The sequence below is a fragment of the Bacillus sp. AK25 genome (genome assembly GCF_048270685.1).
Lineage (GTDB): Bacteria > Bacillota > Bacilli > Bacillales > Bacillaceae > Bacillus > Bacillus altitudinis.
Map to the genome: position 1 here is coordinate 2,304,517 of NZ_JBLUWC010000001.1, position 25,067 is coordinate 2,329,583.

20 protein-coding genes and 1 other annotated feature are annotated in these 25,067 nt (G+C 38.6%); of the genes, 5 read left to right on the plus strand and 15 right to left on the minus strand.

Annotation, left to right across the window (positions count from 1 at the left end):
- Positions 1-17: 17 nt before the first annotated feature.
- The 9 genes from ACNO7B_RS12035 to ACNO7B_RS12075 all read right to left on the minus strand — a co-directional run bounded on the left by ACNO7B_RS12035 (position 18) and on the right by ACNO7B_RS12075 (position 13,547).
- Positions 18-395 (minus strand): DUF2750 domain-containing protein, encoded by a 378-nt coding sequence (locus tag ACNO7B_RS12035; protein WP_008342597.1) that lies wholly within the window; start codon positions 393-395, stop codon positions 18-20.
- A 332-nt stretch (positions 396-727) separates the two neighbouring features.
- Positions 728-1,486 carry a hypothetical protein gene (locus ACNO7B_RS12040; RefSeq protein WP_417901549.1) on the minus strand — a complete coding sequence of 253 codons (759 nt, stop codon included), beginning with the start codon at positions 1,484-1,486 and terminating at the stop codon, positions 728-730.
- Positions 1,487-1,539: 53 nt separating this feature from the next.
- Positions 1,540-2,196 (minus strand): hypothetical protein, encoded by a 657-nt coding sequence (locus ACNO7B_RS12045; protein WP_410685085.1) that lies wholly within the window; start codon positions 2,194-2,196, stop codon positions 1,540-1,542.
- 426 nt (positions 2,197-2,622) lie between these two features.
- Positions 2,623-2,787: a hypothetical protein gene (locus ACNO7B_RS12050; protein WP_410685084.1), complete on the minus strand. Its 165-nt coding sequence runs from the start codon at positions 2,785-2,787 to the stop codon at positions 2,623-2,625.
- 123 nt (positions 2,788-2,910) lie between these two features.
- Positions 2,911-3,570 (minus strand): DUF7003 family protein, encoded by a 660-nt coding sequence (locus ACNO7B_RS12055; RefSeq protein WP_410685083.1) that lies wholly within the window; start codon positions 3,568-3,570, stop codon positions 2,911-2,913.
- 27 nt (positions 3,571-3,597) lie between these two features.
- The gene (locus ACNO7B_RS12060) at positions 3,598-4,281 is read right to left on the minus strand and encodes a DUF7003 family protein (protein WP_410685082.1); all 684 of its coding nucleotides are present in this window, start codon (positions 4,279-4,281) and stop codon (positions 3,598-3,600) included.
- A gap of 6 nt (positions 4,282-4,287) precedes the next feature.
- Complete coding sequence (locus ACNO7B_RS12065) at positions 4,288-11,301, minus strand: DNRLRE domain-containing protein (RefSeq protein ID WP_417901550.1); 7,014 nt, start codon at positions 11,299-11,301, stop codon at positions 4,288-4,290.
- A 170-nt stretch (positions 11,302-11,471) separates the two neighbouring features.
- Complete coding sequence (gene blaBPU, locus ACNO7B_RS12070) at positions 11,472-12,257, minus strand: BPU family class D beta-lactamase (RefSeq protein ID WP_417901551.1); 786 nt, start codon at positions 12,255-12,257, stop codon at positions 11,472-11,474.
- Between the two features lie 120 nt (positions 12,258-12,377).
- The gene (locus tag ACNO7B_RS12075) at positions 12,378-13,547 is read right to left on the minus strand and encodes an acyl-CoA dehydrogenase family protein (protein ID WP_417901552.1); all 1,170 of its coding nucleotides are present in this window, start codon (positions 13,545-13,547) and stop codon (positions 12,378-12,380) included.
- Positions 13,548-13,691: 144 nt separating this feature from the next.
- On the opposite strand from ACNO7B_RS12075, the gene ACNO7B_RS12080 reads away from it, so the two are divergent.
- The 4 genes from ACNO7B_RS12080 to ACNO7B_RS12095 are packed head-to-tail and all read left to right on the plus strand — an operon-like array spanning position 13,692 to position 16,734.
- A complete protein-coding gene (locus ACNO7B_RS12080; protein WP_024718348.1) occupies positions 13,692-14,456 on the plus strand; it encodes an amino acid ABC transporter ATP-binding protein in 765 nt (254 codons plus the stop codon).
- Entirely contained in the window at positions 14,453-15,313 is an 861-nt protein-coding gene (locus tag ACNO7B_RS12085; RefSeq protein WP_417901553.1) for an amino acid ABC transporter substrate-binding protein, read from the plus strand. The genes ACNO7B_RS12080 and ACNO7B_RS12085 overlap by 4 nt, the downstream gene beginning before the upstream one ends.
- Positions 15,310-16,008, plus strand: coding sequence for an amino acid ABC transporter permease (locus tag ACNO7B_RS12090; protein ID WP_417901554.1), 699 nt, complete (start codon positions 15,310-15,312; stop codon positions 16,006-16,008). Before ACNO7B_RS12085 ends, ACNO7B_RS12090 begins: the two co-directional genes overlap by 4 nt.
- A gap of 12 nt (positions 16,009-16,020) precedes the next feature.
- Entirely contained in the window at positions 16,021-16,734 is a 714-nt protein-coding gene (locus ACNO7B_RS12095) for an amino acid ABC transporter permease (protein ID WP_366968114.1), read from the plus strand.
- Between the two features lie 35 nt (positions 16,735-16,769).
- Here ACNO7B_RS12095 and ACNO7B_RS12100 read toward each other — a convergent pair whose 3' ends face one another.
- From ACNO7B_RS12100 to ACNO7B_RS12125, 6 genes are all read right to left on the minus strand, one after another.
- A complete protein-coding gene (locus tag ACNO7B_RS12100; protein WP_007501404.1) occupies positions 16,770-17,600 on the minus strand; it encodes a manganese catalase family protein in 831 nt (276 codons plus the stop codon).
- Between the two features lie 129 nt (positions 17,601-17,729).
- A complete protein-coding gene (locus tag ACNO7B_RS12105) occupies positions 17,730-18,770 on the minus strand; it encodes a 2,3-butanediol dehydrogenase (protein ID WP_017358082.1) in 1,041 nt (346 codons plus the stop codon).
- A gap of 70 nt (positions 18,771-18,840) precedes the next feature.
- Positions 18,841-20,061, minus strand: coding sequence for an MFS transporter (locus ACNO7B_RS12110; RefSeq protein WP_338335387.1), 1,221 nt, complete (start codon positions 20,059-20,061; stop codon positions 18,841-18,843).
- A 53-nt stretch (positions 20,062-20,114) separates the two neighbouring features.
- Positions 20,115-20,355: a binding site (T-box leader), on the minus strand.
- Between the two features lie 77 nt (positions 20,356-20,432).
- Positions 20,433-21,182, minus strand: a complete 750-nt coding sequence (locus tag ACNO7B_RS12115) for a glucose 1-dehydrogenase (protein WP_338335388.1) — start codon at positions 21,180-21,182, stop codon at positions 20,433-20,435.
- Between the two features lie 186 nt (positions 21,183-21,368).
- A complete protein-coding gene (locus ACNO7B_RS12120) occupies positions 21,369-22,568 on the minus strand; it encodes an iron-containing alcohol dehydrogenase (RefSeq protein WP_255233997.1) in 1,200 nt (399 codons plus the stop codon).
- Entirely contained in the window at positions 22,565-24,007 is a 1,443-nt protein-coding gene (locus tag ACNO7B_RS12125; protein WP_338335389.1) for an alanine/glycine:cation symporter family protein, read from the minus strand. Before ACNO7B_RS12125 ends, ACNO7B_RS12120 begins: the two co-directional genes overlap by 4 nt.
- A gap of 130 nt (positions 24,008-24,137) precedes the next feature.
- Here ACNO7B_RS12125 and ACNO7B_RS12130 point away from each other — a divergent pair, with 130 nt between their 5' ends.
- A complete protein-coding gene (locus ACNO7B_RS12130; RefSeq protein WP_410685080.1) occupies positions 24,138-25,031 on the plus strand; it encodes a LysR family transcriptional regulator in 894 nt (297 codons plus the stop codon).
- The last annotated feature ends 36 nt before the right edge of the window (positions 25,032-25,067 follow it).

Consider the following 25,067-nt stretch of genomic DNA (forward strand, 5'->3'; position numbering starts at 1 on the left):
CCTCCACTCTTGTCGAACTAGTAGTTTTTTAATTCTTCCTCTATATCTTCTTTTAATGTTTGAATTTCAATTGACACCGAATTATTTCGATTATAGAAAATGGACGGATTGATTCCATCTGCTATCATTCCCGGCAGCCATTCTTCTATAAAATCGTCTAAATCAATCATTTCTGGTACTGTTTTTTCCCATTGATCGATCGCACAATAAGCGGCATGATCCTCTGTCGGCCAAAAATGAAGCTGCGGTACACGATAATCATCCTCTGACATCACCCACCCCTTCTCGTTTCTTAATGACCAAACCTCTTCAAAATCAACAATCTTTTTGATGAAATAGTCATAACGCTTTTTCGCAGGTAATTGCATGGTGGTTTCTAATTCTTTCGGATGCATGGATATTGCGTCACTCCTTTTATTTATAAATGGGCTTAACCATAAGAATTTAGCAAGCTCATATATAGGAACTATTTGTATTCTTCTAACCAGTCATTCAAATCATCTACAGGATGTAAGTAAGAATTAGGTGAATCTTTCAAATCAATTCCACTTAAAAGAATCAGCATATCCCAAACTTGATCATCGTCTATTTCTGGATCGTCTGCAGAAACGTAAATTTCAGCCCCCCTTTAAGACATTTCGTATTTTATTTAAACAGTCTAGCATTTTTGGTTCAGCCATTTATTACACCATTCCTTTCTCAAAACTCATTTTACGCTGTAAACTGCCTATATTTCATATTTAATAATATCCTCCATTGACATACCTTTAAAATATAAAGTAAGAATGTTTTTAATAGTGTATTCGCTACGTATACCCATCGGGTTAAATATAGTCTTAGCCGTTTTTGGATCAGCAACCTCTAAGTCCATAGCAGGTGTATCGGAACCTTCTTTACCCTCGCTTACGTAATAATTTCCATTTCGGTATTCCACGAATTTCAGATTTTGAAGATCCTCTTCTTTTATAAAATCTTGATTTATTTTTGTGATGACTTTCCATGAACCACTTAAAAAGCCTGTCAGGCCTGTATTTGCAACAAATAGTTCATTCTCTTTTTTCATCAATTGTTTTAACTCATTTTTTTCTATTCTTTCATCAACAAACAAATCATAGTATTGGATTAAAATATCATCATATTGATTTTTCCCCTCACCCGAAATGATCAAAGCATAGCTCATCTTCCCAACTTCTTTTAATGTCAGTTCAAATATAGCTCCTGGTTCCACTTTACTTAAAGTTTTTACTTTTTTAGTTGTTATTTTAATATCCGTTACTTCTTTGTCGTTTAAATCATCAAAATAGTGACTACCTCCATTGTTTAAAGCCATCATAATTGTCAAAAGCATCTCATCAACCGTTGGCTTTCTCTTCAAATATTCCTCAGTCATTTCATAGAATTGTTCAATCGCTTCTTCAAAAATATCTAATCCATCATCACCAATTATGATGTTCTTTTTCTTATGTTCTTCTTCCCAAAAGCCCATTTAGAATACCCCATTATATATTGTGTTCTTTATGTTATTCTCATTTTGCTTTATCACGATAAACGTATACTTGTATAAACTGTTTTATTTGCACGTTTGAAAAGTGCCACTTCATGATCTGTTAACCACTTAAGCTCTCTCATATGATAGGAAATTTCTTCTAAGTAAGTATCGGTTTTAGCAATTAATTTTTTATCTAAGATATTTCTTTTATTGTCTTCAACTACAAGATAAAGAGTAAACTGTTTTAAATCTAATTCGATAAGTGGGTAAGCTTTTCTTTTTTTATCGGGACTTAGTTTTGTTCTCCCTTTAATCTCCGCTTTATATTCCTTCTCTTTCATTTTCTTAAATGTCGCTTTGACTAGCTGACTGTCCCAATTTTTCAGTTCACACAGATAGAGTATCGCTTTTTCCAAAGTATCTGCTAAGATCTTTTTCTTATTTGTTGCATTTTCAAATTCACTGTAACGGAAAGGTATTTCCAGCTCGTACGTATTTTTTAAAAATAAGATGTCTGGTTCATCTTTTAAAGTACTAATTAATTTGTAGTCTTTAAAAGACCCACATATCAAAACAATAGCCTCACAATCTTTCGTTTGAAATTTCTTTTCTAATTCGTATAAAAACATTTCAGTCATACAAAGGGATTGGCTGGCTAAGTTCCCACGATCGTTATCTGACATTAATTGTATATTTTTCAAATGCACTTCTTATAGGCCCCCTAATAAGATTTTATTCATCATGGCTTTGAATGGTTTGCTCATTCTTTTTCCTTTACTTGCTTTCTTACTGCAAATACTCTACTTTATCTTGTTCCTATCTAAGCACCATTTCTCTCCCTTTTAGACCGGTTGAAAAAATCCTAGCTGCTTAGGATTTGAAGAATTTCTGTTGCTTCTTTATACAATTCATCAATTAATGGTATAATCATTCCCCGCAAATCTGATTCATTTTCAAATACTCTTAAATATCCTTTTTTGCTAACGAGATTATTCGATACACAAATCCAAATATCGAGATGGTCTATACAATAACCTGGATCACCTTCTTCACCATCATGAAGCTCTTCGCCATTTTATGGATGAATGATATCCTGCTGTAAAACAATCTGAAACTTGAATTTCTCTTCCTCTCTATTTTCCGAATACAAACCTTCCAAATTCAGCATTGATTGTTAACCCTAAATCTTTAAATTTTGTTTGTTTTTCTTTCACTAGATTCAGTGCGGAATTTATTATTTCTTTTTCGATATCTGCGATAGATTCTTTGGTCATCGTGCTTAATTTAACTTTCTTCAATTTTTTCACCTCAATTACTGTACAAACTCAAATGATCTTTATAGCAAACAAACCTCCTACTGATAAGTGGAGGTTTGTTTGCAAACTTAAAAGTATTCATTTGAATCTTCATGTTCTCATTGATCAATCAATATCATAATCTTTCCATTCCATCCAATGATTATTTGGGATACCAACATTAACGGAGTCTACCTCATTTGCCAAAAATTGAGCGAACGATTTAAATGATACTGTCTCACTTGGTTCTGTTAAGTAGTCTGGATACTCCCATTCCTCTGTCTCAAATACTTTTTCATAACCTTCTTTTAAACCCACAAAATTCAAAAGAGAGCTTGGTGTTTTCCAAAGAAAATTTCTAAAAGAGGGTATTTCATAAAGATTTCTAAAAAAAGATTTATCACTCTTATCCATTTCATCATTTAGATTTAGATTTTTCAAACAAAAAGAGTCTTCATTAAACTTTATTTCTTTTATTAATTGTAAATGATGGGGTTCAATATCTGAAAAAGGGATGTAACTATTATTATCTAACTTAAAAGTCAAGTCGTCCATTAGTATATTTTGATATCTGTTTTGTGTGTCATTACGGTAAAAATCTATTGTCACATAAGGACCTTTCTTATCTAATAAGAAAGATTGTATTGCTATCAACCACTGTTGATGATTCAAGCGAATAATTGTACATTTACTTCCAATATAATTCATTTCACGCCACTCAAAAATAGGACGATTTAAATTATCAAACTCTTCGTCTAATATATTAAGAATTTGTGTTGAATTCATTAGTATTTTCTCCTTTTAACAATGAGATTAATAATATTCTACCGAGTCAGTATGTGCCCATAAATTCCATTCTGTGTTCTTTTTTTCATTTTTGATAATACTAGAATCATGAAAAACTATACTCTCAGCAACTGTTTGAAAAAAAACATTTTGGCTAGGCAGATGTTTATCCGATTCTGGGTGAAACCATGAATTAGTTGTATACAGTTGAGTATAACTTGATTTTAAATTGAATAATTCTAGTTGTTCTTTACTTGTCAACCAGAGCCTCTCTAGAAACATTTGGTCTTTAGCCATTTCTCTTAAGCAAACAATCCATTCATTTTCTTCTTTTATATGGGTTTGAGAGGACTCAGAAATATGAAATTCAAAAAATTGATCTCTTAATTTAATATGAATTGGATTTTTTGTAAAACCTGGTTCTATCTCTTCATCCACAATAATTGTATTATGTTGATCAATGAAATCAAAAGGAAAGTCTAACAAAGTATTCGAAGGTTTGTTGTTTAATTGATTTCCAATTGCAAAACAATCTATGGCCGGTCCCAATTTGGATAAACCAAATATTTGAATTGTAATTAGCCAATCTTCTCTTCCAACAAATACAGAAAATCTACCTTTGACAAAATCAAAATTTCCATTATCCAAAAGAGGCATCTCTTTTTTAAGAAAAGACTGATCCAGTATTAATAAGATCTCTTCTTTTTTCACCTTTAATTACCTCCTAGATTTTTTTCTAATAATTGCACTTACATGCCCACCCTGTTTTCGAGAGCAAGTCTGACAATGAGGAAATAACTTTTGAGCTTGGCCTTTTTTTCTCAATTGTGATACAGGTTGATGGTCAGCTATCCAATTTCCACTTTTTGTACCTGAGGCTCTCGCACCACACGTATGACAACCGTGTGTATTTCCAATTCTATTAAGGATTCTACGTTCTTTCTTTCTAAGCCTACTACTTGTACTCCTCGCTGGAATAGATCTCTTAGCAAAAGGTCCTGGCTTTAAGTATTTTTTACCTTTCGCAAAACTATAAACCCTTTTCGCACCTTTAAATATCTTCCCAGGTCCAAAGTTCGAAGCTGCTGCTAAAGCCGCACCTTTCCAGCCCTTGCCCGATTTATAAGCTTTGTATCCATCATATACCGCAAATCCTGCATTGACAACAAACCATACCCAATGACCATCCGGGTCCACATTCATGACTGGGTTGTTGTTTCCATAGGTATATCCGTTTTGATCTAGTGCATCTCCATCGCTTCCTGGGTCTGGGTCAAGTGATAGGAATACGCCATTTTTTGGTTCATAGTAGCGGGCGATTAGATAGTAAAGTCCTGTTTCTTCATCGAAGCGGTAACCTGCATAGCGATATGGGTTGCCTTTTACTTCTTCATCTTCTTTTACTTTTGTTGGAACGCCCCATGTATCGTATTCGTACTCAGCAACGATTTTTCCTGCACTATTTGTGATGGCTATGACATCACCGTGTGCATTGTAGTGATAGAAATATTTGTTTCCATTTTGGGTGAATGCAAGGAGTTGTCCACTCTCACCGTATGTGTATGTTTTTGTGACTTCGTTGTCTCCATCTGTTTCGTATAAAACATTCAGACTATCACCATCATAAAAATAATTGGTGACTTTTCCATTCACTGTTTTTTGAATTCTATATCCACGCTCATCATACTTGTAAGTGACAAATGGCTTGTCTTCCCCTTTTTTCGTGATGGCCGTTATGTTATCTTCTGCATCCCATTTATAATGGAATTGCCCGTCAGACGTTCGGTTGCCATTTTTGTCATAAGTTAAAGTCTCATCATTTACCTTTGTCAGTTGGTTCATGATGTTGAATGATGCGTTGATTGTTTTTTTAGTGCCATTTTTTTCAGTCGTGACGGTTTTTCTGTTTCCAAACCCATCATATGTGTAACCAATGACCGTGCCATCTGGATAAGTTTCTTTGATCAATTGATCTAATTTTCCATATTCATAACGAACCTTCCCGTTGCTTCCTTGATCAACCTTTATTCTGTTTCCATTTTGATCATATTCGTAAGCTTCGTTTAAGATCGTTACCCCTTGGCTTGTTCCAATGTGCAAATCATTAATTAAATTGCGCTCATCATAAGCAAAGCTAGCACCACTGCCGTTACCTGTAATAAAGGACTGAACATTTCCATTTTCATCATAATCAAACGAATACGTAGAACTCGAATCCTTCATCTGCGTCATTTGATCAAGCTTATTGTAACTGAATTGGTTCGTTCCTTTTTGATTTCCGTGTGTCCATTCAAAGGATTTCAGTTTATCTGAATTGGCTGGATACGTCCAAGTTTGGCTGCTGCCACGCTCTGTTAACTTTGTGATGCGGTTTTGTTGGTCGAACGTTCTGTTTTTGGTTGTGTTTTGTTCTTTGTTAACAACCGTTGTTTCGTTTCCGTTTTTATCATAGCTAAAGTTATATTTTTCTGTCCCATTGTATGACTTGGATTTCACTCGGTCTGTTCCATCATACGTGAGAGACACTTCATGTCCATTTGCAGAAATTGTTTTGATTAAGTTGCTATTCGCATCATATTCACTTTTCAACACATTCCCTAATGGATCAATGGTTTTTGTCAATTTGCCCATTAGGTCGTATTCGAATTGATACGTCTGATCTGACTCTGCACGAATGGTTTTCGACTGTTCATTGCCCTCTTTATCATACGTTCTCACAATGGATGTCCCGTTAGATAAAGTGATTTTCTTCAGCTGATCAGCCTGGTCATATTCGAATGTTGTTCTTTCGCCTTTCGCATCTGTTTCAGAAAGTTTTTTGCCAGTTTCGTCGTAGTTAGATTGAGATGAGTAACCAAGCTCATCCTCTTCTTTAACAGCATAGTTCCCTTTCTCATCGTAAGTGGTTTTCGTTAACAAGCTACCTTCTACTAGACGGATATCATCAAACCAAACCGTTCCAATCGCGCTTTTTTGGAAAACGATCTGAACGTCGACTTTTTTCAATGGTTTTGTTTTTGGTATGACAACCGCCGCTCGGTTCCACTCCTGTGTACCGGTTGGGAATTTCGCATTAAACGTTCCTGTTGTGCCATCTGTATACGTAACGGACGCTTGAAGTGAGTAATCATTTTCATTTGAGGCTTTGACATTTTCAGCCTTAGACATCCCAGTCAATGTGACATACACAGATTGATCATTCGCACTTTGTTCAATCGGTACAGATTGTTTATAGATGGCATTTGCTTGAGTTGAAGAGGTTCTTGTCATTTTTAACGAAACGTCATCGTTAAAGCCTTCTTCATTATCTAATGAACCACCTGACCCACTCCAGCTTGTTGTTTTATCTGTAAAGGAATTATTTTTGACTGGATTATAACTTGATGAAACTTCGCCTTTTTCTAACTGAATTTCATCGAACCAGGCTTTTCCTTTTCCAGCCTTATCTCGATGATCCACTTCCATATAGATCACAGCTTTACCTGCATGAGATGGCGTCGTAAACGTGACTTGGCGTTTTGTCCAATCGTTTTTGCCTGATAATGTGCTGTAACCGTTACTGATCCATTGAATTCGTTTGTTGTTTGTATCTCTTAAATCGATGTTAAAAAATGCTCTTGCTTTTGTTAGCTCTGTCTTTATTTTCCCACTAAGTGTATACGTCGTATTTGGCTCTAGTGTCACTTCTTGAGTAGCAGAAGAATAGCCAAGATCAGTTCCTTCAGTGGTCGATTGTGAAGTGATCTCTAACACTCGACTGCCAGACAAAGCACCACTTTTTTCAGCTGTTTGCGCTAATTTCCCATCATCCTTAGATGCTGTAAGCTTCCAGCCAGTTAGCGTATCTTCAAAACTGCCATTTTTCAATATACTCGCACCTGCAGCAAGTTCTTTACTCGTTTGTACCAAATTCCCGTACGAGTCATAAATACTTGCTGAAGACATATTTCCACTTTGATCCGTTTCAGATACAGCATCTAATCCATCATAGGCGATATCTGTAATATCTCCTTCTGTATCTTTCACTTTAGTAACATCATTGTTTTTGTTATACTCGTAGGTTTCTGTCCCGTAAGCATCTTTCGCCAGAATGACGTTGCCATTTTTGTCATACGAATAGCTTTCTGTAGCTTTTCCTTTTTCTACATCATTGGGATCAGTTTCTTCTACGATTTGGTTGCCTTCATATTTCGTTTTAGTAGTAATTTTAAGCCCTTCCGCATCATCTACAACTTGAATCGGGTTGGCTGCTTCATTATACGTATACTGTATTTTCCGGCCGTTTGGCTGCGTCAGCATGAGTGTCTTTTTAGACATATCATATGCATACTCAAAGGTTTCTTTTTTTGCATTGATTGCCTTAACTAAACGGTGATTTTCATATTGGTATTCTGTAAAAACAGGCTGATCTTCTGTGCTGTTTTGAGAGAATTGTTTAATCAATCTGCCTTCTTTGTCGTATTCATATGAGATACTCGTTCCATCTGAATCAATGACTTTCGTTAGTAAACCTGCATCATACTCATAAGAAAGCTTTTTCCCTTTTGGTCCTTGAACTGAGATGATATGACCATCTTCATCATAATCCATTGTTATTTTACGGCCAGATGCATCTTCCATTGAAGTGAGCTGATTGTTTTCGTTATATTTGTATGTCGTTGTATTTTTATGCCCATCTACAATCTTGGTGATTTTCCCACCATTTTTACTAAAGTGTGCAAAGGTTTGATCCTTCGTTTTTAACATGTATTCATCTTTTGATTCCGTTAATTCAAGGAAAATACCTGTTGGTGGTTGATACGTACCATCTGCTTTTTTTGTAAAAATATGAGTTGTAGCATCCTCATCAAGATAGATGGCACCTTCTTTTGTTGGCGTGATACTAGTTTCTACATCTGCGTACCACCCTTGACCAAACAGATGGTCAGCTGCATCTAAACTGTTGTACGTTCGACCAATTCCAAGTCCCGGTCCTCTTCCATCGATCGACATTTCTTCTTCACTGACAATCACATTACCAGTTGCACCATTCAGCTGGCCGTCTGGTATATCAATAATCGACCAGTAATCTTCTATTCCAAGGAATTCGGCACCTTCATGGAATGTCGGGTTAAAGGCTGGTGTCGGAATGGTTTCTCCATTTGCATCGTAGGCGGAAAGGGTAAAGGAGTAGTTCTTTCGTCCTTTATAATTTCCATTCGCATTTTCATAAACTGGTGATGGGTCTAGCGCTAATTCCCCGCCTTTACCATCTGTATGAAGCACATATTTCCCACTTTTAACTTCAGTAGGAGTCGGCCAAATATTCTTATTTTGTGTTGTCCAATGATCGACATCACCAACATCAAATGATTGATATGCCTTACCATTATAGATGTTAATTTTATATCCTTTTGCATTTTTTACTTTGTCCCAATGTAAATTGATATAACCTGTTTGGCTCTCTTTCGTATTCGTATAAGCATATCCAGATAAAGCTTTTGGTCTAGATAGATCAGGTAAAGTTGGTCCAGATGGCGGTGAAGCAATAGCTTCTCCATCTTTATTGTAGGCAATCACTCTGAAGGAATAATGTTTTTGAGCCGCATCTCCTCCAGCATTTTTATAAGTCGCACCAGGATGAATTGGAAGCTCAGCCCCTTTTCCATCTTGGAGGTGCAATGCAAATTTACCTGCTTTAATTTCAGCAGCTGTTGGCCATACTTTTTTTCCTTTTGTTGACCATGATGTTTGATTACCGAGATCCAATGTCTCATAGCTTTTCCCATTAAACATTTGTATTTTATAACCGGTCGCACCGGAAACTGAAGTCCAAGAAAGATCAAAGTAACCTGTTGCATTATTATTATTGAATCCTTTTGTACTAGGTGCTTTCGCTCTAGCCACATTCGGCACGACAGGTTTTACTTTTGCTGACATTGCGCCTTCACCTTGGTCAAAAATCGCACTTACAGCTACCCAATAATTTTTGCTTGTCGCATAATTACCACCTGAGTTTTTGTAAACCGGGGAAGGATCAACTGCTAATTCTGTCCCCCCTTTTCCATCTAAATGAAGTTTATATTTCTTAGCTGCAATCTCACTTGCTGTCGGCCAAATATTCTTTCCTTTTGTACTCCATGATGCCACATTCCCAACTGAAATGGCTTCATATTCTTTTCCGTTGTATAGCCACACTTTGTAACCTTTTGCGCCAGACACCTTTTTCCAACTTAAGTTTAAGTAACCTGTCCCATTTCCATTACTAAAACCTTTTACAGTTGGTGCATTTGCTTGTGGAATGGTATACGTGACTTCAATGACTGGTTTTTTGGTTGAGTTTGTTGATGAGATTATTTTTTTCCAATGATCTTGTCCATTTCCATTAGCATGTAATTTAAAGCCATAGTTAGCTGTTCCGCTATTCCAAGCTTTGATGGTCGATGTCACATCATAACTCGCCCATTGTCCTTTATATACGTTGGCCTTACCGATGTTTTTAGAACTTGGTTTATTGTTCCATGTTAGCTTTGTATGATCATAGTTGGCATTCACTGTATCAAGCCAAAGACCAGTTGCTTTCGTCCCGTAATATGAATGAGCAACATACGTTTTGAGTGTCGCTTTTGTTACATTCATATTTTGAATCGGTTTGAATGAATTAAACTTCATGAATGCGTAGTTTGTACCAGTTGTTTTATCATAATAACCGGTTTTCAGGACATAACTTTTCAGATTAGCATCCCATTTTTGCGTAGATGTTGAATAGTTTGTTGTTGGGTATGCACTCATAATGAATGTGTCTGATGAAACAGATAAAGATGTCGATGGATCGATAGACACAGGATAAACTCGTTCAGGATCCTTGAGCCATTTCTCATCAGCAGTTACACGAAGTAAATAGCCATCATCTTCTTTTTGCAATTCAAAGCTCACATCTTCTGATCGAGCCACTTCGCCTGACTTTTCATCTAGATTTGAATCGGTCATAAACGGTTTTGGAACTTGAAAAATGGTCTGTTTTTTCTGATCAAAAAATCTAATAGAACCATCTTCCTCAATTTCTCCAGTTAGATCTGTCTTTATTTTAAATGTAAAAGAATTGTAGCCATCATATCGTTTGAGTACAATATCTTCTTTGATATTTTCATTAAAAGTAAATGATCGTAAATCAATATGTGGAAATACCTCTTCGTATGTAAGTTCGTTGGTGTTTTCTTTAAATTGTGCAGAGGTATCTTTGGAACGAATTTCTGATTTGTTTGTTCCTGAAGCTTTTAAAATTGAAAATTCAATTTGATGCTTCTTGTGTTCGAATGTAGCATAAAGCCCTTGCTTCATTTGTTTTTGAAAGGTTGAATCTAACCTTGCATTTTCCGTTTCTATTTCTTTTTTCGAAGTTGCTTTTAACTCTGGAGAGATGTCCTCCCACTCAGCATCTGGTGACTCTTTTATATGAATGGGGTCAGGATATACTTCTTGCGTAAATACTCCCTCTCCTTCATAGAAAAGTTTGCTGTTTGCTGTTCTTTCCGAAAGAACTTCTCCGTCTTTACCAATTTCAGCTTCATCAATCCCTGCTATTTCAAGGGTTTTTGAATCGTCTGTTTCTGGCATGCTGTTATGACTTGATTTTGTATTTTCTACATGTTCTTCTGCAAAAATGTCAGAAGGTAACATTGATATAAGCATCACAAAGGCTAGAAGCGCTGCAATATTTCTTTTCCAATTTACTTTTCTTTTTAGATTCATATTAATCTCCTTATCATATATTTGTAACATTTGTAACAATACGTCATATATCATAATATATTTGAGATAACGTTTCAATATTTTTCTAAAAATATATCATTCTTTCAAACTAACCCAAGTATCATCTTTTTATCAATATATACCCAATTTTACTCATAAAAAAAAGCACCCTAAACGGATGCTTCTACCAAATGATATTTTTTCAAAATACGATAGGTGATTTCTTTTGCTTCTAGTCCGGTGCCTTCTATATTTGTGGCGAAGATGTAGGTTTTGTTTTCATGTTTGATGAAGCCTGCGTACCAGCCGATTCCTGATCCGGAGCCTGTTTTTCCGTATAGCGTGGTGTGTTTCTCTTCTTCTTGTATCATCATTCGTTTGACGGTTCTCATAACCGATAGGTCAAATGGGAGACTTTCTTCATATAGCTGTTTAAGGAAATGAACTTGTTCTACTGGAGAAATGCTCAACGTACTGCTTAGCCAAAACTGATCAATTCCGCCAGATATGTCTTGATTCCCATAATGAATGGCTTTTATCCAATGGCCCATGCGTTCTTCCCCGATGTCACGTGCCATGGCTTGATAATACCAGACGACTGAATCTCTCATGCCAGAGCCCAGTGTATGGTCCTTATTCCAGTTATCAATCTCTCTTTTTACTCCGTCCCAATATTTGATGTCGTATTCATCTTTAACTGCACCTGTTTGAAGTCCGATTAAGGCATTTACTATTTTAAACGTTGATTGTGGTGCAAAGCGCTTGTTCGCTCTTTTTTTGTTATACACCCATGGTGATTTTTCTTTTACTTCTTGAATCACAAATGTGCCTTCCCGGTCTTTCAAAAATTCATCTACTGACCACGATGGTGATGTTCCTTCGCTTGATGAAGGTTGGCCGATAAAAAGTGCCATCAGCATAATAGTGGAAAATAGCCATTTTATATGCTTCTTCAAAAAAACCGCTCCTTTTCCCATGATTTGTATCGATTTTAGCATGTTGAGCGATAAGACATAAGGTACGCTTGTCCTCTTTTCTGCCAAATAAAAAAAAGCCGGTTTTATCCGGCTTTCTGTTTATTGTACGTTCCATTTTTTCTCTTCAATCGCTTGCTTTGCAATTTTCGAAATGGTCATATCGTCCATTGGTGGGTTATGAAGGCCAGCACGAATGTCTCGATAGTAACGTTGAAGCGGGCAGCTAAGGCTTAAGCTTTTTGCACCGACTAAACGCATGGCTTTATCGACCACTTGCAGACTATGATTGACGACTGTATGCTTCACAGCACCGAATTCATTGATTAACAGCTCTCTTTTCTCTGACTGCTCATACAATGTTGTCGTTGAATAGATGACATGACGTGCTTGCTTTAGTAGTAAATCAATTTCGCCAATCAGTGTTTGGACATTTGGCAGTTCGCTAATCGTTCCGCTAATACTGTTCGGTGAATGGGTGATGGCATACTGAACAGCATAGTCTCTTGCCGCTTGTGCAATCCCTAAATAACAGGAAGGAATATGTGCGATCCAAGGGTTTAACGTACCGCCCCGAGGTCCTTTTTGCACTTCAACCAACATGTCATCTGGAACTTCCACATGATCTAGAATTAAATCATGGCTCTCTGTTCCTCTCATGCCAACAACATCCCACGTTTCTTCTATAGAAACACCTTTTGTATCACGGTGAATTAAGAAGAAGCCCATCGCTTCTTTTTCTTCGATCCATACACCGACGAGAAAATATGTGAGTGCTGGTGACATCGTTGTGAATGTTTTCCTGCCACTGATCACCCATTGATCTCCTGATTTCGTTGCAGTTGTTCCAGGTTTGCCCCCTCTTGTTGGACTCCCTGTTTGCGCCTCACTGACGGCCCGGTTCACAAGAGCCCCATTCTTGATTTCTTCAGCAAAAAATTGCAGCTGCTTCTCATTCCATAGTTTCTTTTCATAAATTTCACCAACAACTCCTTGATGCCAGCCGATCGATAAGGCAGTTGCTCCATCCATACTTCCTAGTGTTTCTTGAAAAAGGACCATATCCTTTACAGATTGACCCCCGCCCCCGTACTCAACAGGCAGAGACAACGTTGTATAGCCCAGTTTAACTAATGATTCGATATTCTGTTTAGGAAAATAGGCACCCTCATCATGTTCTTTTGCAGATTGTTCGATCGTTTCACGAAGGGATTCTAGTTGATCTAGCCAATTTTTTTGAAAATCTGTATCGACAAATAATGCTTTAGACAAAACGTATCCAACTCCTCTGTTTCTTGCAATCTATCATATCCGATTTATCCAATAGGTATTATTAAAACACACTTTACTTATAGGATTTAATGTGTTAAATTTTATCAATATTAAGTACATATGTCAAAGGAACGTGATGCTTTTATGATTTCTGCTACTAATCTACATAAATCCTATGGGTCAACTCATGTGTTAAAAGGAATTGATTTCACCGTACAAGAAGGTGAAGTGGTCGCCATTATTGGACCGAGCGGATCAGGAAAAACAACCCTTCTCCGCAGTTTAAACAGCCTTGATATCCCAGACAAAGGAACGCTGACAGTTGGAGAGGCCACGATTCAATTTGAACAATATCGAAAAAAAGATCTTCTAAAACTCAGACAGCAATCGTCTATGGTGTTTCAGCATTATCACTTGTTTCAAAATAAACGAGCTCTTGAAAACATCACAGAAGGATTGATTGTGTCTCAAAACATGTCTAAAAAAGAGGCGGAAAAAATCGGAGAGCAATTGTTAACGCGAATTGGGCTGCTTCATAAAAAAGATGCGTTTCCAAGTGAATTATCCGGAGGTCAACAGCAGCGGATCGGAATTGCCCGTGCGCTTGCAATGAATCCTGCGGTGCTTTTGTTTGATGAACCAACGTCCGCACTGGACCCAGAGATGGTCGGAGAAATCCTTGAAATGATGAAAGATATTGCGAGCCAAGGCATGACGATGGTCATTGTGACGCATGAAATCTCGTTTGCAAAAGATGTAGCGGATACAGTGATCTTTATGGCAGATGGGGAAATCGTTGAAAAAGGCTCACCAGAAGACGTCCTGATGAAGCCACAGCATGAACGGACGAAACAATTTTTATCAAGAATTCATCGCGGGATGTGGCAAGGATTGGAGGAAGACAGATGAAGCGCAAGACTTTATTCACTGCCGCTAGTATCCTTCTGTTTCTCCTCTCTCTCATTGGCTGTAGCAGTGTGAAAACGACAACAGATGATGGCAGACAAATTGTCAAAGTCGCACTAAGCGCAGAAGTCAATCCGCCTTTTTTAGCCACAAATGACCGCAACGAGCCGATTGGCTATAACATCGATTATTTAAATGAAGTCGAGAAACGTTTGCCACACATTCATTTTGATTATATCTTTGGCGAGGAAGAATCCAATTTAATTGGGATCGGCGCTGGGAAATTTGAAATGGCGGCTAATTGGTTTTTTAGTAATCCTGAACGTGAAAAACGCTTTCTTTATCCTAAGGTTCCATACGGCTTTTCGATGACAGGTTTAATTGTGAATGAATCAGAGCAAGATATTCAATCTCTAGACGATATGACATCAAAAAAGCTCGCTCCCGTCAGTCCTAGCGGCGGCCTTCGTTCCATATTAAATCAATATAATGAAGAAAATGATCGGAAAATTCCGCTCACGACCATTGAAAGCCCTTCAAACGAACTCAATTTAAAACGAGTCGAAAGTGGACGGTCCGATGCGGCTTTTATGAATATTTCGACCTTTGATACGATTCAAAAACATCTTCACCTGAAAGTCAAAGTGGGCGGCATTGTCTCAAAGGAACCTATTTATCTTGTCTTACAGCCTAGTCAAAAGAAACTAGCATCAGAATTGGACCGAGTGACACAAGAGATGATAGAAGACGGAACATTACCTGATCTTGCGAAGAAATGGTTTGGCGTTGATTTCTTTCAAGATATTGACTATATATCAGAGCAAGGCTATCAATATGAAGAAAGGAAGGAAGCGCCATGACGTTTACAGCTGGAGATTGGCTGAGAATCTTTTTACAAGTGGTTGATCGTCTGCCGCTCACATTTCTTATGATTGTGGTGTCATTGTTTTTTGCCATCATCATCGGATTGCTGTTTGCTTGCATTCGAATCAAACAAATTCCAGTGCTGAAACAATTGGCGGTCATTTATTTGTCATTTACACGAAGTACACCGCTCATTGTTCAGTTATTTCTGATTTATTTTGGCCTGCCTCAGCTTTTACTCATGGCCGGAATTCAAATCAATCATTGGGATCGTGTGTTATTTGTGATGATCACATTCTCGTTACATACGGGCGCTTATTTATCTGAAGTCTTTCGCAGTGCATATTCTTCTGTTGGGAAAGATCAGCTTGAAGCAGCTTACATTGTTTGGATGACAGATTCGCAGGCATTAATGAGGATCATTATTCCGCAAGCCTTTCTCATTGCACTTCCGAACCTCGGAAATTACACCATTGATCTCGTGAAAGATACCGCCATTGCATTTACAATCGGACTCATTGATATGATGGGACAGGTCAAAATCATCCTAGGCAATAACTACGGGATAGGGATGTTTGAAGTGTACGTCATCATTGCAATTGTGTATTGGCTGATTTGCATCAGTATTGAACTGATCACGATGCTACTGGAAAGAAAATTTGTGAAAGGCCGCACCAGCCTGTCACGCTAAGGAGGCGATTTGATGCAAACCATTGATATATCATTTGCGATTGACCAAATACCACATATTCTAAAAGGCGTTCCCTTTACCTTATTGATTGCACTTGTTTCTATGGCTGTGAGCCTTTTGATTGGATCTGTTTTTGCTTTCATTCGCCTCTTTCGTATCCCTGTGCTCCGCCAGCTGGTCACGCTCTATGTCTCATTTTTTAGAGGAACACCTCTCATTGTTCAGTTGTTAGCTTTCTTTTATGGCATTCCATTTGTTTTGACCAATATGAATGGCACTTTTGGTTTGACCTTCCACCCGGATCTGGTCTCCCCGCTTACCGTTGCCCTTATCACCTTCAGCCTGCATTCAGCCGCACATTTAACCGAAGTGGTCCGCAGTGCACTTCTTGCAGTAGACAGAGGGCAGCTTGAAGCGGCGAAAATCGTTGGCATGACCACTAGACAGGCGATGATTCGCATTATTTTACCGCAAGCGTTTGTGGTTGCCCTGCCAAACCTAGGGAATCAGCTCATTCAGCTGTTAAAAGCCACATCCCTTTCGTTTACAATTGGTGTACTGGAAATCATGGGAATCTCTCGCATCATTGCAAATGACGGCTACAAATTTTTAGAAACGTATCTTGTCTCTGCTTTGATCTATTGGATGCTTAGTATTTTCTTTGAACTCGCTTTTGCTTTGTTAGAGAAACGAGTCAGCGTGTACGGAAAATCTCTTGGACGTTAAAAAAGTCGATCAGGTACAAACCCTGATCGACTTTTTTATTCTCCTTTTTTCGGTGTGTTATATAGTTCTTTCGGTGCTGGTTTGAGTTTAGGCGCAGAGCCGAACACGACAGGAGCAGAAATATATCTGAATTCTCCCTTTCCATCCATACTTCGGCCATGTGCCCATCTGCCTTCTTTGCTTTCTTCTCCTCTTGAGAAGTTAAACAAATCATAGGATACTTGCTGTTTTTCCAGTGAGCGCGGGAAGGTGGTTGGAACAACGACATCCCCTTCTCGTTCTTCTAATTCCTTAATTGCAGCCAGCCACATATTTTGATGATATGTATCACGAGCAATGAGAAAGGAGAGCATATCCTTCACTCCGCGGTCATCGGTCATTTCATAAAGCCGTGTAACCTGAAGTCTGCCTTGTGACTCCGCATTCAAATTTGCCCTGAAGTCAGCCATTAAATTTCCGCTTGCAATGATATATTTTGCATTCCACGGATACCCTTGACTATCTGCTGCCATTGCCCCTAAGCCTGCAACAATTGCATGTTGAGGATTCATTCCGCCCATGACGGCTGCAAGTGCTGGATCACTTTGATACGCTTCTTCTTGTTCTTTAACTGGGGCATTATCAAGTAATCGAGCAATCATCGTTGCCAGCATTTCGACATGACCGATTTCCTCCGTTCCAATGTCATGGAGCAAATCTTTATATTTTTGATCCGCTCGGCAGTTAAACCCTTGAAATAAATATTGCATCATCACGCTGATTTCTCCATATTGACCGCCTAACACCTCTTGTAATTTTTTCGCATAAAGAGGGTCCGGCTTAGAGGGCTTTGCTTCATATTGCAGTTCTTTAATGTGATAAAACATGATGTCATCTCCTTTATTTACAAAAACCTTTGCACTTATCACTATTCAGCCGATGCCCTCTTTATGAAAAATCGCATGCTCTTATAAAAAAAAAGAGAACGGCATCTGCCATTCTCTTTATCGTCCTACTTATTCAGCACTGACTAAAATTTTCACTTGATCTTTTTCATTGATTAATGCATGGAAGCCATCTTCGATCACATCGTCCAGCTTGATTTTTTTCGTGACGAGTGTATCTGCAGAGAAATAGCCTTTTCTCATTAAGTTTAATACAGATGGGAAAACATCTCTGTAGCCGATGATTCCTTTGACTGTACGTTCTTTAATGACAATGTCATTCGGCATAATTTCTGCGCCTTTTTCCCAAATGCTCACAATGACTGTTTCACCTGAAATTCTAGTTGATTGGATTGCTTGCTTCAATACAACAGGTACACCTGTCACTTCAAAAGAAACATCGACTCCACCATTTGTACGGCGTGCGATTTCTTGAACAACATCTTCATACTGAGAAGGATCTACAATGATCGCTCCAAGTTCTTTTGCTTTTTCTTGGCGCTCTTTTGATAATTCCACTGCATAAATGTCAGTAGCACCAGCTGCTTTTAATGCTTCAATGACAAGTAAACCGATTGGCCCACAGCCAAACACAGCTGCTGTATCCCCAGCTTGCACTTTACTAGAACGAACCGCATATAAAGCAACTGCAGAAGGTTCAACAAGTGCACCTTGCTCATATGAAATTTCGTCTGGTAACAAATGAAGTAATTCTTCATCGACAGATACATATTCAGAGAATCCTCCACCGCCACCAGCAAGTCCTAAGAAGCCCATGTTTTCATCTAAGTTGTAAGCACCTTGGTGCCCGTGAGTTGCAAAAATAGGTTCAACAACCACTCGATCGCCTACTTTGTAATTACTCACGCCTTCTCCAACTTCTACAACTTCACCAGAGAACTCGTGTCCCAATGTAATGGGTGCTTTTTCTTTTGTAAGTGGATGAGGTTCATTCACAGGAATAAAGATCGGTCCGCCTAAATATTCATGTAAATCACTACCGCAAATGCCGCACCATTTTACTTTCAGTTTCACTTTTCCTGGAGCAACTGTTGGTTCATCAATTTCCTCTAGTCGAATGTCCTTTTGATCGTGCCAGCGTAGTGCTTTCATTTGTAAGACTCCTTTTCTCATCAATTTAATTAACTTACTTAAATAATGATATCATAATTTTTTTAATTTTCTAAGTAAGATGCACTATTTTTTTGACAGTCAATGGACGAAAAATGACAAAACATAGCAACAGACAAATAAGAAGCATACATATGCAGCCAATTATGACAGAAGTACGTATCGATAAAACATGCGCCAATGCGCCGCATATTCCTGTCATCATCATCGTCAGAACAGCTTCACATAACGCATAAAAACTTGCCACTCTCCCCATAACCTCTACCGGGATATTCGTTTGATAAAAAGTCATAAAACCGGTGTTTGCAAATGCTAAAAAGAAAGCTAGAACAAAAAAGCCAGCTGCTGCGACAGTCAATGTGCTTGAAAAAGCATAGATCAAGTATCCAAAAGCCACAAACAAACTTCCCGCACCAAGCATCACTGAAATAGGCAGCCTTTCGACAATGACCGTATTGAGACATGCCCCTGCGATAATCCCTGCCCCAGCTACACTGACAAGAAACCCATATTCGGTATTGGTCAACATCAGCACTTCCTTTGCAAAAGCTGCTTCAAGTGAGTCAATCGCAGTCGGCAGCACCGTGATGGCGGCACTAAATAATAAATACACGGCCATCACTTGACGGGATGTGAGACTGAAACGAAAGACAAGTTTTGCATCTTCCTTTAACACTGAGAGAGAAAAGCCTTTTTGTGCCCCGGCTGCTTTTGACAAAGTCGGTAAACACATCGTCAAAACAGCAGATATCAAAAGGCAGATTGCATTTACATAAATTGAAAGGACTGGTGTACCAATGAGAAACAGCAACCCTGCTACGGCGGGTCCGAGTAAAAATCCACCAGACTGAAGCATAGATCGAATGGCATTAAACCGTTTTCGTTTATCCGCCGGGATTAGTGCTGTCATATACACCATCGAAGCTGGATGAAACATGGCTTGTGCCATATGAATGAGAAATAGCATCACATATACGATCAATAAGTGGCCTGAAAATAAGGCAAAGGGTAAACAAGCAATCAGAATGGCCCGGCATAGATCTAGACTGATCATGACATTCCGCTGATTCAGTCTATCTATTAAACTACCAGACCAGCTATTTGTTAAAAGAGCCGAGACAGGTCTTAACATATAGACGGCTGTTACAGCAAGAACGGATCCCGTTTCCTGAAAAATCAGCAGATGGAGAGCAATCATATAAATCCATTCTCCTATGTTCGCAATACCAATCGCTCCAAGTAACAAGCTCATATCCCGCCAATGTTTTTTCATCGTGGTGCCCTCCTTTTTGTCATAAAAAAATCCCGCCCCCAAGACATTTCTGTCTTGAGGACGGGATTGACTCCGCGTTGCCACCTCAGTTCATTCACCTGTTACCAGATGAACCTTAGCAGGTTATCGCTAACCCATCTCTATAACGGGAGAATGCCGCTGCACCACCATCACAATGAATCCGGTGCAGAGCTAAGAGGCTTGGTTCTGTAACGCTTCCCAGCTCCTTCTCAGCTTCACGGAGTTCTCTGTGTGGGGCAGCCATTACATACTCTTCTCTATTTGCGCTTTATCTTTTTTTCATCACGATCTTCAGCTGAATTGTTCTATATTGTACTGCGCCTCCGTCAAGACGTCAATGTTTTTTCATGTTAATCCGAATAAATCATTTTTCTAGTCATACCGCCATCAACAACCAAATCTGTTCCTGTCACAAATTGATTGTCTTCATCTGTTAAATAAAAACAAGCTTTGACAATATCCTTTGGCGTTCCTACTCGATTGGAAAGGTGCTGCTGATGGTCAATTTCTCGCAAATTTTTCTCATCCTTCGTTTCAATCCATCCAGGGGAAATGCTGTTTACTGTTATATGATCCTGACTAAAAGAAGCAGCCAGCGCATGAGTAAGTGCTGATATCCCGCCTTTTGATGCAGCATACGCTTCTGTATGAGGCTCTGACATGGTCGCACGGGTAGATGAAATATTCACAATGGAACCGCCGTTTGGATTCTCTTTGATATAACGTGCCGCTTCCCTTGCACATAAAAAAGCACCTCGTAGGTTTGTATGCAGCACATGATCAAACTCATCAACCGTTAGCTCATAAGGCGATTTTGTACACATAACCCCTGCATTATTGATGAGAATATCGATCGTTTGATAACGAGCCACAGCAGCCGACATGATGTCTTGAATATCCTTCTCTTGTTTCACATCCGTTTTTTTAAAAAAAGCCTCAAAGGACTCCTTTTTCAGCTGATCTTCCAAGCGCTTGCCCTTCTCTTCGTCAATATCCGCAAGCACAACACGCGCCCCTTCTTTCGCATAGCCATACGCGATCGACTCACCAATTCCATTGGCTGCGCCAGTGATAACGACTGTTTTATTGTGAAAATTCATCGTATCCTATCCTTTCTCTCATGAGATGTTGTCGTCTATCATACCACTCATGTATACACGATACCTAGTCAAATGGGAAAAACCACCACCTAAATCATACATTAGGAGGGTGGTATATTTGTAATTCTCCATATTGACGACATAGTCGTTTGCTTCTTGTGTAAAGTCTGGGAAAGTTTGTGTTTATCATTCAGTCATTCTATTCGGCTCTTTTTCTGTATGACTATATGAAAAAGCAGCCTTTAGTATATCTAAGTAGTCCGCTTTCGTAACGGCACGAACATTGCTTTTTGTAGAGTTGTTTTGTTCTGCTAGTTCAGCCATTTTTTCAAAATCTTCTACTTTTACATAAGATAATTCTTTTAGTGATGGAATACCTAAATTCTTTGTGAATGTATACATACCATCCATTAATTTTTGAATCGCCACATCATCTGCATCCGTTTTATCTGCAAACCCCATAATGTTTGCAAGCTCTATGTGCAATGATTTGTTTTCAGCTGCATTAAATTGTATGACATAAGGTAAAAACACAGCATTTGCGATACCATGAGGCGTATCATAAAGACTACCGAGCGCTTCGGCTAAACAATGCACAGCTGCTACATCAGCGGAACCGAAGCATAAGCCAGCGAGTAAACTGCCTTCCTGCATTTTGTATCTTGCTTCTAAATCAGACCCGTCTTCATACGCCTTCGGTAAATAGGTCACAATGGTTTTCATTGCGCTTGCCCCCATCGCCTTAGAAATAGGGTTTGTTTCTTTACATGTATAGCCTTCAATCGCATGGACCAGTGCATCAACACCTGTTGCCGCTGTTATACTTTTTGGCACCGTAGAAGTAAGAGCAGGATCCAAAATCGCAATAGTTGGTCGAAGCAAGGCATGTTTTAAGGTGATTTTTTTATGTGAAGCAGCTAACGTAATCACAGATGAACGGGTCACCTCAGAGCCAGTTCCAGCCGTGGTTGGAATACAAATTAAGGGTGATACATTTGTGTACGCTTTCTTGCCTGCTATATACTCTTCAGGATTACCGCCATTTGGACCTAATAAAGCAATGGCTTTTGCCGTATCCATTGGGCTGCCTCCGCCAATCGCAATAACCGCTGATGCTTGTACTTTTCTAAAGAGCTCTGCACCCGTTAGACATTCATGATCTCTTGGGTTTGGAGATACTTGATCAAAGACGACAACGGAATAACCAGCTTCTTGCAAATATGCTTCAATAGGCGTCACCAATCCTGCGCTTTTTACACCAGGGTCAGTCACAATCATAATTGTAGCACTAGGCAATACAATGTCCTCTACAATAGAGGCAATATCTTTAGATTTCCCCGCCCCCATGATCATTTTCGTATGACAATCATATTCAAAATTTATCATTGATTTTCTACCCCTTCATTTGTTGATTTAATCGCTTGTTTTTCTGCTCCCCACCATTCTATTCCTTTTAAACCAGGAATGGTAGAAGCGTAAAAAACAGGGTTCTTTCCTACCTTTCTTTGTCCCATGTAATCATTAAGAGCCGCAAAAGCAAATTTGCCTAAAATCGCAATGGCAACCAAGTTAACAATAGCCATAATCGCCATCGACAAGTCCGCTAATGTCCAAACGATTTGTAAGTTGGCGAGAGCACCAAACATAATCATCATTAAAACAGTGATTCGATACACGAATAGCGCGGTTACACTGTTATGAATAAAACCGATATTGGCTTCACCGTAATAGTAGCCACCTACAATGGAGCTAAATGCAAAAGTAAAGATCGCAAATGCTAAGAAAATACTAGCCCAAGAACCGAAATGCTGCGCCATTGCAGCTTGAGTAATTTCAATACCTGACAAATCACCTGCTGTTTCTACTGTTGATAGCATAATAATAAATGCTGTACAACTACAAACAACTAATGTATCAAAAAATACGCCTAATAATTGAACAAACCCTTGTTTTACTGGGTGTGAAACATGCGCAGCAGCAGCTGCATTTGGCGCACTTCCCATTCCTGCTTCATTGGAAAATAAACCGCGTTTGACACCGTTCATTATTGCAGCGCCGATTCCGCCTCCAACCATTTGCTCTAATCCAAACGCACTTTTCATAATACTTGCTAATGCTGCGGGTACATCAGCGATATTTGTGACAATCACATAAAGTGCTAAGATAATATAAAACGAGGACATGATTGGCACAATGATTTGGGTAAAGCGGGCAATTCTCTTTACACCACCAAAAATGATGAGAGCCGTAAGAATGGTTACGAATCCCCCCATACCAATTGGACTGATACCAAATGAATATCGAAAGGCATTTGTGATGGTGTTCGTTTGTACTGCATTAAAAATTAAGCCAAAACTAAGAATAACAGAAAAGGCAAAGATCCTACTTGGCCATTTCAGTCCAAATTGCTTTTGTATATAATAGCCTGGCCCACCTTTAAAACCATCACTTGTTCTCACTTTATATATTTGAGCGAGTGTGCTTTCGACAAATGCAGAAGCTCCCCCTAAAACTGCTGCAAACCACATCCAGAAAATAGCTCCAGGACCACCAACTGTGATGGCAATAGCAACACCTGCCATATTTCCAGTTCCAATCCTCGTCGCTGCTCCGATAAAGAAAGCTTGCATTGAAGAAATGTCTTGACTCCCTTTTATTTTTGGAGTTTTTTCAAATATAGAACGGAAGATCTCTTTTAGTAAAACAATTTGCATAAACTTCATTCTCATCGTAAAGTAGATTCCAATCCCTATTAACATAACGACTAAAATATATGTCCATAAAAAGTCATTTATTGAATTGACAATCGTTTCAAACAAAGCCATCCCCCCTATAAAATCTGAACATTCTAAATAATGAAAGCGCCTACTTTTATCATAGTAAAAATGTTATGATCTATCTATAGAAGTTTTCTGATTGCATCAATCGGCTCATCCGATTTAGGAGGGATTGACGTTGGAAATAAAGCAACTGATGATGTTCCAAACAGCATCAAAAGTATTAAACTTTACAAAAACAGCACAAATACTTGGCTATGCTCAATCTAGTATCACGACAAATATCGCTGCATTAGAAGAAGAGTTAGGAACCCCTCTTTTTGAAAGGCTTGGAAAAAGGGTCATTTTAACTGAAGCTGGCATGAAGTTTCAAGATTATACGGATAAGATTTTAGGTTTAACAGGAGAAGCATTAGAGGCTGTTGGCGGGATGAGTGAGCCAAGCGGCATTTTAAGAATATGTGCATCTGAAACACAATGTACCTATCGACTTCCTCATATTTTAACGGACTTTCAAACAACGTATCCTAAAGTAGAACTGATTTTCCGTCCCGGAATAGCTGAAAAGGATGTTTTAAATCTATTACTGGAAGGACAAATTGATGTCGCCCTATTATCGATGAATCCTGTCGTATCCTCACATTTAATTGTAAAAGAATTAAAAGATGAACCGATGGCCATTGTATGCTGTCCAACAAATCCATTGAGCAAAAAACAAAAAGTATATCCTATCGATTTAGACGAGCAAAGATTGTTGTTAACTGAAGACTGCGATTATCGTTATGCCTTTGAACACTCTTTGACACAGGCAGGAGCAAAACCGAGAAGTAAACTAGAACTAGCAGATGTAGAAGCCATAAAAAAATGTGTAATGGCTGGTTTAGGAATTGCTGTACTTCCCGAAATTTCTATAAAAAGAGAAATAACAGAAGGTCATATGATTAAAATCAATTGGATGGGACCCTGTCTCACAACGAAAATCCAACTATTCTGGCATAAAAATAAATGGATGTCTCCTGCTTTGAAGGCGTTTGTTGATTTAACAGAGGATTATATCCTTCTCAATGGGTAATGTGAAATATTTACTTGGGCAGCCTTCAATTTCTTT